General features: G+C 63.4%; 12 protein-coding genes and 1 tRNA gene. 6 read left to right on the forward strand and 7 right to left on the reverse strand.

The annotated features are described in order from the left end of the window. Window positions 1–141: 141 nt before the first annotated feature. Window positions 142–1,557 carry a YncE family protein gene (locus EP867_RS08560; protein ID WP_128488160.1) on the forward strand — a complete coding sequence of 472 codons (1,416 nt, stop codon included), beginning with the start codon at window positions 142–144 and terminating at the stop codon, window positions 1,555–1,557. A gap of 104 nt (window positions 1,558–1,661) precedes the next feature. Here the strand turns inward: EP867_RS08560 and EP867_RS08565 are convergent, their stop codons facing one another. From EP867_RS08565 to acnA, 4 genes are all read right to left on the reverse strand, one after another. Beyond that, the gene (locus tag EP867_RS08565) at window positions 1,662–2,873 is read right to left on the reverse strand and encodes an MFS transporter (protein WP_206616315.1); all 1,212 of its coding nucleotides are present in this window, start codon (window positions 2,871–2,873) and stop codon (window positions 1,662–1,664) included. 164 nt (window positions 2,874–3,037) lie between these two features. Further along, a tRNA-Val gene (locus tag EP867_RS08570) sits at window positions 3,038–3,113 on the reverse strand. Between the two features lie 694 nt (window positions 3,114–3,807). Continuing rightward, window positions 3,808–4,251 (reverse strand): META domain-containing protein, encoded by a 444-nt coding sequence (locus tag EP867_RS08575; protein ID WP_128488163.1) that lies wholly within the window; start codon window positions 4,249–4,251, stop codon window positions 3,808–3,810. Window positions 4,252–4,406: 155 nt separating this feature from the next. Next, a complete protein-coding gene (gene acnA / locus EP867_RS08580; protein ID WP_128488165.1) occupies window positions 4,407–7,160 on the reverse strand; it encodes an aconitate hydratase AcnA in 2,754 nt (917 codons plus the stop codon). A 317-nt stretch (window positions 7,161–7,477) separates the two neighbouring features. Between acnA and EP867_RS08585 the strand changes: the two genes are divergently transcribed. Continuing rightward, window positions 7,478–8,179 carry a DUF1223 domain-containing protein gene (locus EP867_RS08585; protein ID WP_128488167.1) on the forward strand — a complete coding sequence of 234 codons (702 nt, stop codon included), beginning with the start codon at window positions 7,478–7,480 and terminating at the stop codon, window positions 8,177–8,179. A gap of 80 nt (window positions 8,180–8,259) precedes the next feature. Here the strand turns inward: EP867_RS08585 and metG are convergent, their stop codons facing one another. Next, window positions 8,260–9,972: a methionine--tRNA ligase gene (gene metG, locus EP867_RS08590; RefSeq protein WP_128488169.1), complete on the reverse strand. Its 1,713-nt coding sequence runs from the start codon at window positions 9,970–9,972 to the stop codon at window positions 8,260–8,262. Window positions 9,973–10,206: 234 nt separating this feature from the next. Beyond that, a complete protein-coding gene (locus EP867_RS08595) occupies window positions 10,207–11,049 on the reverse strand; it encodes an AAA family ATPase (RefSeq protein ID WP_128488172.1) in 843 nt (280 codons plus the stop codon). 192 nt (window positions 11,050–11,241) lie between these two features. On the opposite strand from EP867_RS08595, the gene dksA reads away from it, so the two are divergent. Together dksA and EP867_RS08605 are read left to right on the forward strand one after the other, a co-directional pair. Continuing rightward, on the forward strand, window positions 11,242–11,664 hold the full coding sequence (gene dksA, locus EP867_RS08600) for an RNA polymerase-binding protein DksA (protein WP_128488174.1): 423 nt from the start codon (window positions 11,242–11,244) through the stop codon (window positions 11,662–11,664). A 117-nt stretch (window positions 11,665–11,781) separates the two neighbouring features. Then, on the forward strand, window positions 11,782–12,972 hold the full coding sequence (locus tag EP867_RS08605) for an FAD-dependent monooxygenase (RefSeq protein WP_128488176.1): 1,191 nt from the start codon (window positions 11,782–11,784) through the stop codon (window positions 12,970–12,972). A gap of 9 nt (window positions 12,973–12,981) precedes the next feature. Here the strand turns inward: EP867_RS08605 and EP867_RS08610 are convergent, their stop codons facing one another. Then, window positions 12,982–13,878 (reverse strand): hypothetical protein, encoded by an 897-nt coding sequence (locus tag EP867_RS08610; protein WP_128488178.1) that lies wholly within the window; start codon window positions 13,876–13,878, stop codon window positions 12,982–12,984. A 189-nt stretch (window positions 13,879–14,067) separates the two neighbouring features. On the opposite strand from EP867_RS08610, the gene EP867_RS08615 reads away from it, so the two are divergent. Together EP867_RS08615 and EP867_RS08620 are read left to right on the forward strand one after the other, a co-directional pair. Further along, a complete protein-coding gene (locus tag EP867_RS08615) occupies window positions 14,068–14,622 on the forward strand; it encodes a lysozyme (protein ID WP_128488180.1) in 555 nt (184 codons plus the stop codon). After that, on the forward strand, window positions 14,619–14,930 hold the full coding sequence (locus EP867_RS08620; RefSeq protein WP_128488182.1) for a hypothetical protein: 312 nt from the start codon (window positions 14,619–14,621) through the stop codon (window positions 14,928–14,930). The genes EP867_RS08615 and EP867_RS08620 overlap by 4 nt, the downstream gene beginning before the upstream one ends. Window positions 14,931–15,098: the final 168 nt, after the last annotated feature.

The following is a 15,098-nucleotide window of genomic DNA, read 5'->3' on the forward strand; positions in this document are numbered from 1 at the left end:
GAATTTGTCAGGTATGTAAACCGGGCGCAATCCCGACCTTTCGGCCGGGCCGCAACCGGCAGTCCTGCTCAGGCCCTGGGCTGCATCCTGGCTGCATGCCGCCCCTCAGGGGCGGGGTGCCTTAGTTGATCGAGGTGATCCATGACCTTTCTGAGCCGCCTGCGTGCGGGAGCTTCGGCCCTGGTGCTGATGAGCATTGCCGCTCCGCTTTACGCCGAGAGCGTCTATACCCCTGTGGCGAAAGACTTTGCCCCTGTGATCCGGGCGGCGTCTGCCCAGGAGGGCGCCCCCGTCTATGCGGGCAGCAATGTCGTCATCACCGGCGAGCGTCTGGTGCCGGGGCAGGAACTCACCCTGATGCGCGGCGCGACGGTGCTCAATGCTGAGGGTCCGATCGTCGTCGACGCGGAGGGGCGTTTCCGCTTTGAGCTGACCCTTGATGCGGCTGCCGCCACGGGGCAGCAGCCGGTGGTGGTTCTGGCCGAGAAACCCGCTGCAGCCCAGGTAGTGAATGTGAAAATCTCTCCGAAAGTGGCGCTCAGCGGGGCGGAGAAATTCGACATCACCTCCGGTCCGGTGGCCAATGGCCTCTACCAGGTCATCCACAATGAAAAGACCGGCTCGGTCTATGTGACCTCGGCTGTCGGGCGCCTGCCGGTGAAGGTCTCGGAAGTGACCCGTCTCGATGCAGAGAGTCTGAAGGTGACCGGCCAGGTCTCTCCGCCCGAAGCGCCCCCCTCGGGCCGATCCGGCCCGGACGGTGGCGCCGCAGATCCCGGCCTCTTCGCGGTCTATGGTCTCGACATTGACCGCACGCATGACCGCCTTTGGGTCAGCAACACCCGTCAGGACAGCATCGCTGTCTATGACGCCAAAGAGATGGCGCTGGTAAAGCAGTTTGAGCCCGGCACCGTCAGCCACGGGCGTGATGTGGTCGTCGATGAGACCCGCGGCCGGGCCTATGTCGCAGCCACCCGCACCAACCGCATCGAAGTCTTCGATACCAAAACGCTCGAGAAGCTGGAGCCGATTGAGATCACCACCAGCCGTCGCGGCGGTCAGTGGTCGTCGATGGCGCTCGATCTGGACGAGGCTTCGGGCATCCTGGTCAATGTCTCGATGAGCAGCAATGAAGTCGCCGTTGTTGATCTGAACGCCGGCAGCGTGAAGGTTCTGCCGCTTTCGGGTGCGCTGGCAGCTTCGGGTGTGGCCTATGATCCGCAGGAAAAGCTGATCTTCGTGGCTTCGCAGCAGTCGGACAATCTGCTGATCGTCAGCGCAGAAGACGGTACGATCCTGCATGACGTGCCGGTCGGGGCGCAGCCGCTGAACGTCACCTTTGAGCCGGTCAGCCGTCAGGCCTTTGTGGCCAACCGGGGCTCGGGCACCATCACGGTGGTGAACACCAAGGGTGAGATCACCGCTAACCTCGATGCCGGCTCGCGCCCGAACCAGCTGCGGGCTGATGGTCTGGGCACTGTCTGGGCGGTGAATAAATCGCTCGGTCAGGACGATGATCGCGGCAATATGATCTGGCGCATCCGTCCGTCGAAATAAGGCTGACACGAGGCCTGGCGGTGGCGATTTCCCTCTGATCCGCTGTCAGGACGTCTCAGAGAAAAGCCCGGAAGGTGAGAACCTTCCGGGCTTTTCTTCATCCGTCACTTCAGCACGGCTTCCCTGCTGCGCCCGTAATCCCAGGCGGTAAAGCACAGGATCAGAAACCCCGTGAACGCCAGAGCCGCCCCCACGTAGCCAGAGGCCGGAAAGCCAAAGCCGCGGGAGACCGCGATGGCAGCCAGAAAGGGGCCAAGCGCATTGGCGGCGTTGAAGGCCGCGTGGTGCATGGCGGCGGCCATGGTCTGCGCCCTGCCTGCCACATCCATCAGATGGGTCTGCATGGCCGGTCCGACCGCGCCCGCAAAACCGGCGCCAAAGAGCGTGACAGCCATCATCGGCAGGCTTTGGGTGCTGACCGGATAGGCCAGCAGCATGGCCATCGACAGCAGCATCATCACCCCGACGGACCGCAGCGGATTGCGATCGGCCACGCGTGAGACCACCAGGGTGCCCACCACCATGCCAAGGCCGGTAATGGTGAACATCATCGGCTCTGCCCAGGAGGGCGCAAGGGTCACCTCCTGAAGGGTGCTCGCGATATAGGTATAAACGGCGAAAAGCCCGCCAAAGCCCACAGCCGCCGTCAGCAGCGTCAGCAGAACCTGACGGTTGCCAAGGGCGGAAAGCTCCGCCGCAGGGCTCGCCCCGGCTTCCGGCTTATCCTTCGGGGCGTAGAGCAGGACCAGCCCCACACAGAGCATTGCAAGCAGCGCCGCGACGCCAAACCCCCACCGCCAGCCAGGACCCTGCGCCAGCAGGCTCGAGGCCGGAACACCCACAAGGGTCGCAACCGTCAGCCCCATCATCACCATCGAGACCGCCCAGGTCCGCCGGTTCGGCGGCACCAGCGAGGCTGCCACAAGGGCTGCCACCCCGAAGTAAGCGCCATGGGGCAGGCCGGAGAGAAAGCGAAAGAGCAGAAGGCTGTTCCAGTCCGGCGCGACAGCCGCCGCCAGATTGGCCAGAGCATAAAGCCCCATAAAGCCGATCAGGAGGCTTCGCCGCGACCGACCGGCCCCCAGAACCGCCAGCACGGGCGCACCGCAGACCACGCCGATCGCATAGGCGGAAATGGCATTGGCTGCCGTGGCGGCATCCACGCCGAGATCGGCCGCGAAATAGGGCACCAGCGACATGGCCGCAAATTCAATGGTGCCGATGGAAAAGCCACCCATGGCCAGCGCGAGGATCACAATGCCGACACGCGGCAGAACCTCTTTGTCGGCGGACAGGGGCGGAAGAGGAGAGGGCATAGACAGGGGGCTCCGGAAAAAGTCAGGCAGCCCTGCGCTTATCCGCGCCGGATCACACCTTTATGACACCGTTACAGAAGGCCCGATCTCTGTCACCAGGCCCCGAAAACCATAAAAACCGCGCCGGTGTCCGGTGCGGTTTCGCAGATCGTCGTTTTATAAAGTGGTGGGCGGTGAGGGACTCGAACCCCCGACATCTTCGGTGTAAACGAAGCGCTCTACCAACTGAGCTAACCGCCCGCCATGGGGAGTAATTACCCTGCGTTGCCGGGCGCTGCAAGCGGATAGTTGCGGGAAATCTTGTTTTTTCGCAGATAGTTAGAAAATACCTGACTTTGAGGGCCGGGATCGCGCGCGGCTTCCGGCCCTGGTCCGTAGGGCGCGGTCATCGCGGGGCGTGCCGCGTCTCCTCTGCAGCGCAGTATGGGTGCCGGACACTGATAGAGAGAGGAACCGGAGCCGCCTGATGTCTCCGGTCGCCATCATCGCGGCAAAGCATCCCCGCCCCTTGGGGGGAGAAGGCTGCATCTAATCCAGGGAGGAGAGTGGTGCGGACGACGGGTCTCGAACCCGTAAACCCTTTCGGGTGGCAGATTTTCATCCCACTTCGGCTTTCGCCGCCGCCCCGAAAGGGGGCGTTCGTGGGCTGGACTGTCCCTTCACCATTCCCTTTGCAGGGTGTCAGGTGCCGCCCGTCCAGTCTCTACACCTTCCTTTGTTACCAAAGGCTTGGCTCGGGATTGGCAAGGGGTCTCCCCCGTAGCTTTCCCCGACTTTGAGCGGTTATGCACCCCCGGTTTCCCGAGGGGCACTCAAATCACGTTTAAGTCTGCTGCGTATACCAGTTTCGCCACGTCCGCACGCAGGCTCAATTTCAGGAAACCGGGCCAAAGGTCAAGAGGGCGTGGCGAAATTTGCAGATCTTACAGCGGCTTCAGCGCTCGGCGCGCAGCAGAAGGCCGGTGTCGCCATAAAGCTCCAGCGCGCCGCCGGGGGTGATGAGGAAGCCTTTCACCTGACCAAGTGCGCCCAGCATCTGCTGCTCCAGCTCCATCCGCTGCGGCGGACAGGCCATCATGGTTCCGGCAAGTTCGGTGAAGGTCAGGCTTTGCCCGTCCTGGCTATAGCCGCCCATATAGCGGTTGCAGCCCGAGCTGCCCGAGACGCGGGCGTCTTTGCCAAAGCTGATGCCCGGTGCCTCACCTTCAATGCGGCTGAGGGCGGTCAGGCGGGTGACCTTCCACTCTGCACCGCTGAGGGTCTGGCCGAAGGCCGCGGGCGCAGCCGGGGCCTGAGGGGCCGCAGTCGGGGCGGTCTGGGCAAAACCCGGCAGGGCAAGGGTCAGCAAAAGCGCTGCGGGAAGAAAAGGTCTGAGCATAGGGTCACCATACTGAACGGGCAGGGGCAGGCTAGCCTGCAGGGGGGCAGAGTCAAATCGGATCTTCGTGAAGCGCCGTGACGGCGGCTGTGCCTGCGGGAGCCCGAAATGAAAAAGGGGCGCCGGGGCGCCCCTTTCCGTGTCCTGTGAAGGACTTACGATTTTGCGAGGTTACGTAGCACGTAGTGCAGCACGCCACCGTTCTGGACGTATTCGATCTCAATGGCGGTATCGATCCGACATTTGATCTGCGTGGTTTTCACGGTGCCGTCTTTATAGGTGATGGTCATCGGCACCAGAGAGAGGGGCTTCAGATCACCGGCCAGACCGCCGATCGAGATCACTTCATCGCCGGTCAGACCCAGCGATTTGCGGGTGTCGCCATTGGTGAACTCGAAGGGGATCACGCCCATGCCAACCAGGTTCGAGCGGTGGATACGCTCAAAGCTCTCAGCCACAACGGCCTTCACGCCCAGAAGCGCGGTGCCTTTGGCTGCCCAGTCGCGCGAGGAGCCTGCGCCATATTCGATGCCGCCGAAGATCACGGTCGGGATGCCGGCTTCCATGTATTCCATGGCCGCATCATAGATCGAGGTCTGCTCGCCGTTGAGGCCTTTGGAATAGCCGCCCTCAACACCGTCCAGCATCTCGTTTTTGATACGGATGTTGGCGAAGGTGCCGCGCATCATGACTTCATGGTTCCCGCGGCGCGAGCCGTAGGAGTTGAAGTCTTTGACCGCAACCTGACGCTCGGTCAGATATTTGCCGGCCGGGGTCGTCGCTTTGAACGAGCCTGCGGGCGAGATGTGGTCGGTGGTGATCATGTCACCCAGCACCGCCAGAACGCGGGCGCCGTTGATATCGCTGATCACGCCTGCATCCGGGCCCATGCCCTGGAAGTAGGGCGGGTTCTGGATATAGGTCGAGGTCGGCGGCCAGTCGTAGGTCTCTGCCTCAACCACTTCAACAGCCTGCCACTTCTCATCGCCTTTGAAGACATCGGCGTATTTCGACTGGAAGGCCTCACGGGTCACGGTCGAATGGACCAGATCCGCGATCTCTTTGTTGGTGGGCCAGATGTCTTTCAGGAAGACGTCATTGCCGTCTTTGTCCTGACCGATCGGGTCTTTCGTCAGGTCGATGTTCATATCGCCTGCGATGGCATAGGCCACGACCAGCGGCGGCGAGGCGAGGAAGTTCGCGCGCACGTCGGGCGAGATGCGGCCTTCGAAGTTACGGTTACCCGAGAGCACAGCCGCAGCCACGAGGTCATTGTCGTTGATCGCTTTCGAGATCGCCGGATCGCCCAGCGGGCCCGAGTTGCCGATGCAGGTGGTGCAGCCATAGCCGACCAGGTTGAAGCCGATGGCGTCCAGGTCTTCCTGCAGGCCCGCGTTTTTCAGGTATTCACCCACAACCTGCGATCCCGGTGCCAGCGAGGTTTTCACCCAGGGCTTACGGTTCAAGCCAAGTGCACGCGCTTTACGGGCCACAAGGCCTGCGCCGATCATCACATAGGGGTTCGAGGTGTTGGTGCAGGACGTGATTGCCGCAATCACGACCGAGCCGTCGGTGATCGAGTAATCTTTGCCCTCAACCTGCACGGTTTTGCGCGGATCTTTCGGCGGAGCCACAACCGGACCACCCTCATCGGCCATCTCTTTGGCGTCGAGCGAGGTGTCGATGCCGCGGTAGGACGAGACGAGTTTGTAGAAGGTCTCAGCCGAGTCGGTCAGCGGCAGGTAGTCCTGCGGACGTTTCGGACCCGAGATCGCCGGAACGATGGTGCTCATGTCGAGCTCCAGCGTCGAGGTGTAGATCGGGCTGTAGTCCGCACCACGCCAGAAGCCGTTTTCCTTGGCATAGGCTTCGACCAGGGCAATGCGGTCTTCGTCTCGGCCCGTGTTGCGCAGGTAACGCAGGGTCTCATCGTCGATGGGGAAGAAGCCGCAGGTCGCGCCATATTCCGGAGCCATGTTGGCGATGGTCGCACGGTCAGCGAGCGGCAGGTGATCGAGACCTTCGCCGTAGAATTCGACGAATTTGTTGACCACGCCGTGTTTGCGCAGCATCTGCACAACTTTAAGAACCAGATCGGTCGCGGTGGTGCCTTCAACCATTTTGCCGGTCAGCTTGAAGCCGACGACTTCCGGGATCAGCATCGAGACCGGCTGGCCGAGCATTGCGGCTTCCGCCTCAATGCCGCCCACACCCCAGCCCAGAACCGCAAGGCCGTTCACCATGGTGGTGTGGCTGTCGGTGCCGACGAGGGTGTCGGGGTAGGCAACCAGGTTGCCGTCCTGATCGGTATCGGTCCAGACGGTCTGGGCCAGATACTCCAGGTTCACCTGGTGGCAGATGCCGGTGCCCGGGGGAACCACGCGGAAGTTGTTGAACGCGCCCTGGCCCCACTTCAGGAACTGGTAACGCTCCATGTTGCGCTCATATTCCAGATCCACGTTCATCTGGAAGGCGCGCGGGTTGCCGAATTCGTCGATCATGACCGAGTGGTCGATGACCAGATCGACCGGCACCAGCGGGTTGATCTTCGCAGCCGAGCCTTTCAGGCCCAGGATGCCGTCGCGCATGGCGGCAAGGTCAACCACCGCCGGAACGCCGGTGAAGTCCTGCATCAGCACGCGGGCCGGGCGGTAGGCGATCTCGATCGGGTTTTTGCCGCCAAGCTTGCCCCAGTCGGAGAAGGCTTTGATGTCATTGACCGAAACGGTCTTGCCATCTTCAAAGCGCAGCATGTTTTCGAGCACGACCTTCAGCGAGGCGGGGAGCTTCGAGAACTCGCCCAGGCCTGCGGCCTCGGCAGCCGGGATCGAATAATAGTTGTAAGATTTCCCGCCGACCGTGAGGGTCTTACGGGTATTCTGGCTGTCGTGTCCGACCTGAACGGTCATGGCGGAGGCCTCCTGGCTTGCGGTCCTGCTGGGATCCTGGCCCGCGGGTGCCGCGGGCGGGAGTCGCGCTGGTTGTATGCAATTGTATGCCGAAAATCCAGCCCTATCCTGCGCCCCTGAATCGCTCAGGAATGCCGCTGGGTCAAGCACCGGGATCCGCGCAATAAATCCTCAATTCTCATCGCAAATCCTTGATTGGCAGCGCCCCTCCGGTCAGGTTAAGCACGTTCAGGGAGGGCACCCCGGGGGACGTGATGAGCAAACAGGGATTTCAGCAATTCTGCCGGCCGTTGCGGGCGGCAGGCGCAGGGCTCGCGATGTCCCTTTTCAGCGTCACGGCCGTGGCGGCGCAGGATGGCCTGCCCGATACGGTCCCGAAGGCCGCTCAAATGCCCGTTCTGGTTGAATTGTTCACCTCTCAGGGATGTATCTCCTGTCCCCCTGCGGATGAAGTTTTCTCGCGGCTGGCCGATGAGCCCGGGGTGATCGCGCTCGCGCTGCATGTGGATTACTGGGATTACCTCGGCTGGGAAGATGCCTTTGCCGACCCCGCCCATACCATCCGGCAAAAGCGCTATGCGCTCAGTTCCGGCGCGAAGATGATTTACACCCCTCAGGTGATTCTCAACGGAGTCGAAAGGTTGCAGGGGGCCCGCGAGGCTGAGATTCGCACCCGCATCGCAGAACTGTCCAGGCGCCCGGCGGCTGTCGGGCTGAAACTGCGCCGCGAGGCGGAGAGCCTTACGATTGATGTCGCCGCCGCCGCGCCGCTGAGCCGCCCGGCCGTTCTGCATCTCGTTCGCTATCACCCGGGCCGCGAAGTTGAGATTGAGCGCGGTGAAAATGCAGGCCAGACCATCACTTACCGCAATGTCGTCACCTCCTGGACCCGCCTTGCTGAGTGGCGGGGCGAGGCACCGATCTCGCTGCGCCTGCCGCTCGAGGGAGAGGACCGGCTCGTGGTCATCGTCCAGGAGCAGGGGCCCGGTCAGGTCCTGGCCGCAGAGCAACTCGACTGAGGGGAAGCCGCCGACAGATCCCCCTGCAGATCCCCCGACGATCCCCATGAAAAAGGCGCCCCGCAGGGCGCCTTTTGCGTTCAGTCACGGGTGCCGGCGAAGCGGGCCTGCCAGTCGACACGCTCCTCATCGGTGATCTTGCGGAAGAGCACCTCCGGGGTGGTAAAGCCGTGGCCGGCAGGCAGCACGTTCAGCGCGGCAGCCACATCCTCAGGCCAGGACCAGTCCCCGCTCTGCACCGAAGCCATCATCGAGGCCGCCGCATCCGGGATGAACGGACGCGAGAGCACCGCGTAAAGGCGGATCAGGTTCAGCGCCACGCGCGTCTGCGCCGCCGCCTGTACCGGATCGGTCTTAAAGACGGTCCAGGGGGCCGAGGACTGCAGATATTCATTGCCCGCAACCCAGATCGCCCGCAGTTCAGCCGCCGATTTGCGCACTTCGCGCGCATCCATGAAGCCCTCATAGGCGCGGATGCGGGTCTCAAGCTCGGCAATCAGCTTCTCTTCCTGCGGCCCGAAGACGCCGCCTTCAGGCACCACTTCACCAAATTTCGCGCGGCAGAACTTGGTGACGCGGCTGACGAGGTTGCCCAAGACATCGGCGAGGTCTTTGTTGACCGAAACCTGGAAGTTCTCCCAGGTGAATTCCGCATCCGAGGACTCGGGCGCATGGCTCAGCAGCCACCAGCGCCAGTAATCGGCGGGCAGCAGGCTCAGCGCCTGGTCCTGGAACACCCCGCGCCCGCGCGAGGTCGAGAACTGACCACCGTCATAGTTCAGATAGTTGAAGCTCTTGATGTAATCGACGAGCTTCCAGGGCTCGCCCGAGCCAAAGATCGTCGAGGGGAACGACAGCGTATGGAAGGGGACGTTGTCCTTACCCATGAACTGGGTATAGGTTACATCCTCCGCGCCCTTGTCCGTCCGCCACCAGCGCTCCCAGTCTGCGCCTTTACCGGCGTCAACCCACTCCTGCGAACAGGCGATATATTCGATCGGCGCGTCAAACCAGACATAGAAGACCTTGCCCTCCATGCCCGACCAGGGCGCGCCTTCATATTGAACCGGCACACCCCAGGCCAGATCACGGGTGATACCGCGATCGGCGAGACCATCACCGTCATTGAGCCATTTTTTCGCAATTGAGGTGGTCAGGATCGGCCAGTCTTTCTTGCTGTCGATCCAGTCAGCCAGCTTCTCTTTCATCTGCGACTGGCGCAGATGGAGATGGCGCGTCTCACGCATCTCAAGCTCGGTCGATCCCGAAATCACCGAGCGCGGGTTGATGAGATCAGCCGGATCGAGCTGCTTGGTGCAGTTGTCACACTGATCACCGCGGGCATTGTCATAGCCGCAGTTCGGACAGGTGCCTTCAACATAGCGGTCGGGCAGGAAGCGGCCGTCAGCGACCGAATACATCTGCTGCTCGGTGACTTCCGAGATCATGCCGTTCTTCGCCAGCTGCGAGGCAAAATGCTGCGTCAGATGGCGGTTCTGCAGGCTCGAAGAGCGGCCGAAGTGGTCAAAGGACAGCCGGAAGCCCTCGGCGATCTTCGCCTGAACCTCATACATCTCGCGGCAGAATTCATCGACGGGCTTGCCCGCCTTCGCCGCCGCCAGCTCGGCCGGCGTGCCATGCTCGTCCGTCGCGCAGAGGAAGAGAACCTCATGACCGCGTCCGCGCAGATAGCGGGCATAAAGATCCGCCGGCAGCTGGCTGCCCACGAGGTTGCCCAGATGCTTAATCCCGTTGATATAGGGAATGGCGGAGGTGATGAGATGCCGTGCCATCGCGTCCTGTTCCAAAAGATGAGTTGGACCGGGGTTTAGACCATCGCGCCGCGCTGTGAAACAGCGATTTTCCGCGCGGCCCCGTCGCCTTCAGGGGGCGCTGCCCCCGGATGCGGCTTCGCCGCCTCCTCCCCCGGAGTATTTTTGAAAACCCAAAAGCCACTGTCAATTTTGGGTTTTCTTAAATACTCCCGCCGGAGGCCGCCGCGCCATTGGCGCGGCATGGTGCCCGGATCAGCGCGAGCCGCGCCGGCTCATAAAGGCCAGGCGCTCAAACAGATGCACGTCCTGTTCGTTCTTCAACAGCGCCCCGTGCAGTTTCGGCAGCAGGTGACTGCCTTCACGCTTCAGATCCTCCGGTCCGAGATCTTCCGCCAGCAGCAGTTTAAGCCAGTCGAGAACTTCTGAGGTTGAGGGCTTTTTCTTCAGTCCCGGAGTTTCGCGGATCTCAAAGAACTGGCTGAGAGCCGTGCTGAGAAGGTCTTCTTTGATGCCGGGGAAATGGACTTCGACGATGCGTTTCAGCGTCTCCGGATCGGGGAAGCGGATATAGTGGAAAAAGCAGCGCCGCAGGAAGGCGTCGGGCAGTTCTTTTTCATTGTTCGAGGTGATGATGACGACCGGGCGCTGCCGGGCGCGGATCGTCTCGCCGGTTTCATAGACGTGGAACTCCATCTTATCGAGTTCCTGCAGCAGATCGTTCGGGAACTCGATATCGGCTTTGTCGATCTCATCGATCAGCAGCACGACGCGCTCATCGGTATCGAAGGCCTGCCAGAGCTTGCCTTTCCGGATGTAGTTTTTCACGTCATGGACCCGCTCATCTCCGAGCTGGCTGTCGCGCAGGCGCGAGACGGCATCGTATTCGTAAAGACCCTGCCGGGCGCGGGTGGTGGATTTGACATTCCACTCCAGCATCTTCAGCCCGAGGCCTGCGGCGACCTGACGGGCAAGCTCGGTCTTGCCGGTGCCCGGCTCGCCCTTCACCAGAAGCGGACGCTGCAGTGTGACGGCTGCATTCACCGCGATGGTCAGATCTTCGGTGGCAATATAGCTGTCGGTCGAGGTGAATTTCATCGAAGCTCCGCCGTTCCCTGTTCGTGCAATCGGAGGCGACCATAGCACGCGGGGGTGCGGCTGCAAGTCGCAGGCGGGGGCAGAATCACCGTGACATTCCCATGTGCCTGCGCTAATGAGCCGCCACGAAGGAGGGGCCGCATGACCGTATCCGACCAGACGTCCCGGCCCGTCCTCAACCGGGGAGAGCTCATGAAAGCAGAGAATTTTCTGCCAGACGATTACCGTCCCGCCGAGGACGAGCCTTTCATGAATGATCGGCAGCTGGAATATTTCCGTCGCAAGCTTTTGAACTGGAAAAGCGAGCTGCTCGACCAGAGTGCAGAGACGCTCGATAACCTTGGTGAGAGTGCGCGCAATGTGCCCGATATTGCAGACCGCGCCTCTGAAGAGACCGACCGCGCCCTTGAGTTGCGTACGCGCGACCGTCAGCGCAAACTGATCGGCAAGATTGATGCGGCGCTGCGCCGGATCGATAACGGCGAATACGGCTATTGTGAGATGAGCGGAGAGCCGATCAGCCTCAAGCGTCTTGATGCCCGTCCGATTGCCACCATGACCCTGGAATCGCAGGAACGTCATGAGCGCCGCGAGCGGGTTCACCGCGACGACTGATCCGGCGGATCTGAGCGAGTTTCACCTGCGCCGGGGGTTCCCCCGGCGCAGGTTTTTGGGGACCACCCCGGGGCAGAGGGAGGGTTCTGCGCGGGTGGGACAGGCAAAGGGGCAGCCATGCTGATCGGAGAGCACGCGACCATTCTTGGGGCGGGCATTGCAGGGCTGGCCCTTGCGCGCGCCCTGGCGCTGCGCGGAGCCAAGGTCACCGTGCTGGAGCAGGCCGCGCAGATTTCAGAGGTCGGGGCGGGGTTGCAACTCAGTCCCAACGGGCTTGCGGTTTTGCGGGCTCTGGGACTTGAGGTGCCACCCGGATCCTGGCGTTCTGAGGCGGTGGAGCTGCGCAACGGGGCCGATGATGCGCTGGTGGCGCGTCTGCCGATGCGGGAGCTGCGCCCCGGGCAGGACTGGCGTCTGGTCCATCGCGCCGATCTGATCGCAGTTCTCGAGCAGGGTGCGCGGGCTGCGGGGGTTGAGATCCGCCTTTTGCAGCGCATTGAGGCGGCAGGTCTGGATCATAACGGCCCTTGGCTGCGCAGTGCGCAGGGCGCGCAGATGCATCCCGGTCTGGTCATCGGGGCGGACGGGCTTCATTCGGTGATCCGCCGTGCGCTTTTGCCCGATTCGCGTCCCTTCTTTACCGGTCAGGTGGCCTGGCGCGCGCTGATCCCGGCCGCACCCGGCGCCGGGGCGAAGGCCGAGATCCATATGGGGCCGGGCCGGCATCTCGTCAGCTATCCGCTACGCGACGGCAGCCTGCGCAATATCGTGGCCATCGAAGAGCGCAATTCATGGACCGAGGAGGGCTGGTCGCAGCCCGATGATCCCGACCATCTGCGCGCCGCCTTTGCCGGGTTTTCCCCGAAGGTTCAGGGCTGGCTGGAGCAGGTTGAAAGCTGCTGGCTCTGGGGGCTTTTTCGCCATCCTGTGGCGGGGCGCTGGGGGGCTGTGGCGGCGGGAAATCCCTCCTCGGGGCTGGCGCTGGTCGGGGATGCGGCGCATCCCACGCTGCCTTTTCTGGCCCAGGGCGCCAATCTGGCGCTGGAGGATGCCTGGGTCCTGGCCGGGGCCCTCAGCGAAACAGACAGCCTTGCTGCGGCCCTGGCGCTTTATCAGAAGCGGCGCTTTGATCGGGTAACGCGCGTCGTGGCAGCGGCCAGCGCCAATGCACGGAATTACCATCTCAGATCTCCGGCGAGAGAGGCCGCGCATCTTGCGCTGCGGCTGGCCTCACGCTTTGCGCCGGGGATGCTTGTCGGGCGGTATGACTGGATCCACGCTCATGACGTGACCCGGGCTGAGAGCTGAGGCGGCGCCTCAGGCAACGGGGGGCAGGATGAAGCTGACGCCGGGCATCCGGGCGATGCGGGCGCAGTCTTCGTCGTAAAGGGCTGTCAGGCGGGCGATATCTCCCGCGCTCCAGCCCTCCAGCCCGGCGCTGACGGCCGGCAGCGATGCGAGTTGCGCAAGGTGGCTGCGCAGCGCTTTTGCGCGCTCGAGATCACTTGCGGGGCGGCGGGTTTCAAACCAGACGCGCAGATCGCGCAGCGCCTCAGGCTCGGCGGCCAGCAAAGCGGCCGGATAGTCCAGCGCTCCCTGAAGCTCGCTTGCCTCATCAAATCCCGCGACCGCGCGCAGGATGCGGTGCCAGACGACGGGGGCATCCTCATCGCACCAGAAGGTCAGCCGGGCTGCGGGCAGGGCGCGCCGCAGGGCGGCGGCAAACTCCGTCCAGGAGGGCACCTCTTGGGGGGAGAGGGTCAGGGGCGTGCCCCCCTTGGCGCGGCGGCGCTGATCAAGGGCGGGCAGAAGCGTGACGGGATTGCGCAGGCAAAAGAACAGCTCCAGCTGGTGGCCCGCAAAGAGATCGCCCAGCACCCGGGCTCTGGCCTCAGCCATCGGGTAAAACCCTGCAGGGTCCGCCGCGTCCTGGGCAAATCCCAGAAAGCTTTCAAAGGAAAAGACCAGCCGTTCTGCGGCGGGGGCCTGTGCGGGGGGCCTGGCCAGCCGGTTCAGCAGCGCGTCACGGTCCTCTGCGCCGGGGGCGGGCTGCCCGGCGAAGCCGCGGGCGGCCATGCGCAGCAGGTCGGGATAGGCCTCGGGTCCGGGAACGGCGATGGCCTGATCCGCAAGCATTGCGCGGTTCTGGTGCAGCACCTTCAGAATGGCGCCGTCGTCGGTCGCATGTGCGCCAAGATGAAAGGCGATCTGCACGCCGGAACCTCCCCCTGTCCGCCCGTTCTGACCTTCGAGTCCTACAGCCGGCAGCCGTAGCTGGCAAATGCTTCCTGTGCCGCCGTGACCGCGGGATGCCCCCGCAGATCCTGTCAGGGAACGCTCTGTCAGGAAAAGGTTAATGCGGGTTTGAGAGCCTGTCGGCGTCATCGTCACGGGAGGGGAATGATGTTTGCCGGAGTAATCAACAGTCTGTTTCAGGTCATCCTGCGCCGAAGGGCCGGGCCTGCGGCAGAGCCTGCGCCCCTGCTGCCCCAGGCCGCGCTTTTGCTGGCGGCGGCGGCCTTTGTCATGCCCTGGGAGGGGCTGCGCACCGAGGCCTATCTCGACCGTCTGGCGGAGCCGCCGGTCTGGACGATCTGCTATGGTGAGACGCGGGGTGTCACCCCTGGTCTGCAGCGCAGCCGCGCAGACTGTGAGGCGGGGCTTCTTGCCGCACTCGACAGCTATCATCAGGCCCTTGCGGCCTGCCTGCCGGGGCTGAGCGCGCAGCCGGTGGGTGTTCAGGTCGCGCTGACCAGCTGGACCTATAATGTCGGCCCGGGGGCGGCCTGTGGCTCGACGCTGGTGCGGCTGGCACGGGCGGGGGACTGGGCGGCGGCCTGCTCGGAACTGCCGCGCTGGAACCGCGCGGGCGGGCGCGTCGTCGCCGGGCTGACCGCGCGGCGCCTGGCTGAAACCACTCTTTGTCTGAAGGCTTTGCCAAAGGAGAGCAGAACATGAGCAGCCCTCTGTCGTCGCTGACCCCGGTTTTCATCGGACGCACCCGCAGTTTCTGGCTGGGCATTCTGCCCGCTCTGCTGGTCAGCGCCGATGTGCTGAGCGGGCTGATCGCCGATCCTGGCACCGCGCTTCCCGTCGCGCGACTGCTCGCGGCCCTCACCGGGCAGAGTGTGGAGGAGGCGGGCGGGCTTTTGCTGCGTCTGTCGCCGCTTTTTGCCCTGGTGGTGGCAAGCAGCCGCGCGGGAGCCGCCCGGCCCTACAGCCTTGATCCCCGCGCAGGGCGCGAGGGGGAGGGGGCCGCCACCTGACGGGCCGCTTCGGTGTCTCTGCCTGAAAGGGCAGAGACCTTCCGCCAGAGGCAATCTCGCTGGTCGGCGTTTATCTTCGCAAAACCTGTTGCGGTTATGGTGATCCGCAGTGCCCTGCGGGGCCATTCCGGGGGGGGGCTTTGACATGGCGGTCAGGGCTTTCGGGTT

Origin of the sequence: Falsigemmobacter intermedius, assembly GCF_004054105.1 — a bacterium.
Classification (GTDB): Bacteria; Pseudomonadota; Alphaproteobacteria; order Rhodobacterales; family Rhodobacteraceae; genus Wagnerdoeblera; species Wagnerdoeblera intermedia.

Excerpts from the sequence above, each read along its gene's own strand:
- dksA (WP_128488174.1), top strand. The coding sequence starts at position 11,242 with ATGAAAGCAGAGAATTTTCTGCCAGACGATTACCGTCCCGCCGAGGAC.
- EP867_RS08620 (WP_128488182.1), top strand. The coding sequence starts at position 14,619 with ATGAGCAGCCCTCTGTCGTCGCTGACCCCGGTTTTCATCGGACGCACC.
- EP867_RS08575 (WP_128488163.1), bottom strand. The coding sequence starts at position 4,251 with ATGCTCAGACCTTTTCTTCCCGCAGCGCTTTTGCTGACCCTTGCCCTG.
- metG (WP_128488169.1), bottom strand. The coding sequence starts at position 9,972 with ATGGCACGGCATCTCATCACCTCCGCCATTCCCTATATCAACGGGATT.
- EP867_RS08595 (WP_128488172.1), bottom strand. The coding sequence starts at position 11,049 with ATGAAATTCACCTCGACCGACAGCTATATTGCCACCGAAGATCTGACC.
- EP867_RS08565 (WP_206616315.1), bottom strand. The coding sequence starts at position 2,873 with ATGCCCTCTCCTCTTCCGCCCCTGTCCGCCGACAAAGAGGTTCTGCCG.
- EP867_RS08615 (WP_128488180.1), top strand. The coding sequence starts at position 14,068 with ATGTTTGCCGGAGTAATCAACAGTCTGTTTCAGGTCATCCTGCGCCGA.
- EP867_RS08560 (WP_128488160.1), top strand. The coding sequence starts at position 142 with ATGACCTTTCTGAGCCGCCTGCGTGCGGGAGCTTCGGCCCTGGTGCTG.
- acnA (WP_128488165.1), bottom strand. The coding sequence starts at position 7,160 with ATGACCGTTCAGGTCGGACACGACAGCCAGAATACCCGTAAGACCCTC.
- EP867_RS08605 (WP_128488176.1), top strand. The coding sequence starts at position 11,782 with ATGCTGATCGGAGAGCACGCGACCATTCTTGGGGCGGGCATTGCAGGG.
- EP867_RS08585 (WP_128488167.1), top strand. The coding sequence starts at position 7,478 with ATGTCCCTTTTCAGCGTCACGGCCGTGGCGGCGCAGGATGGCCTGCCC.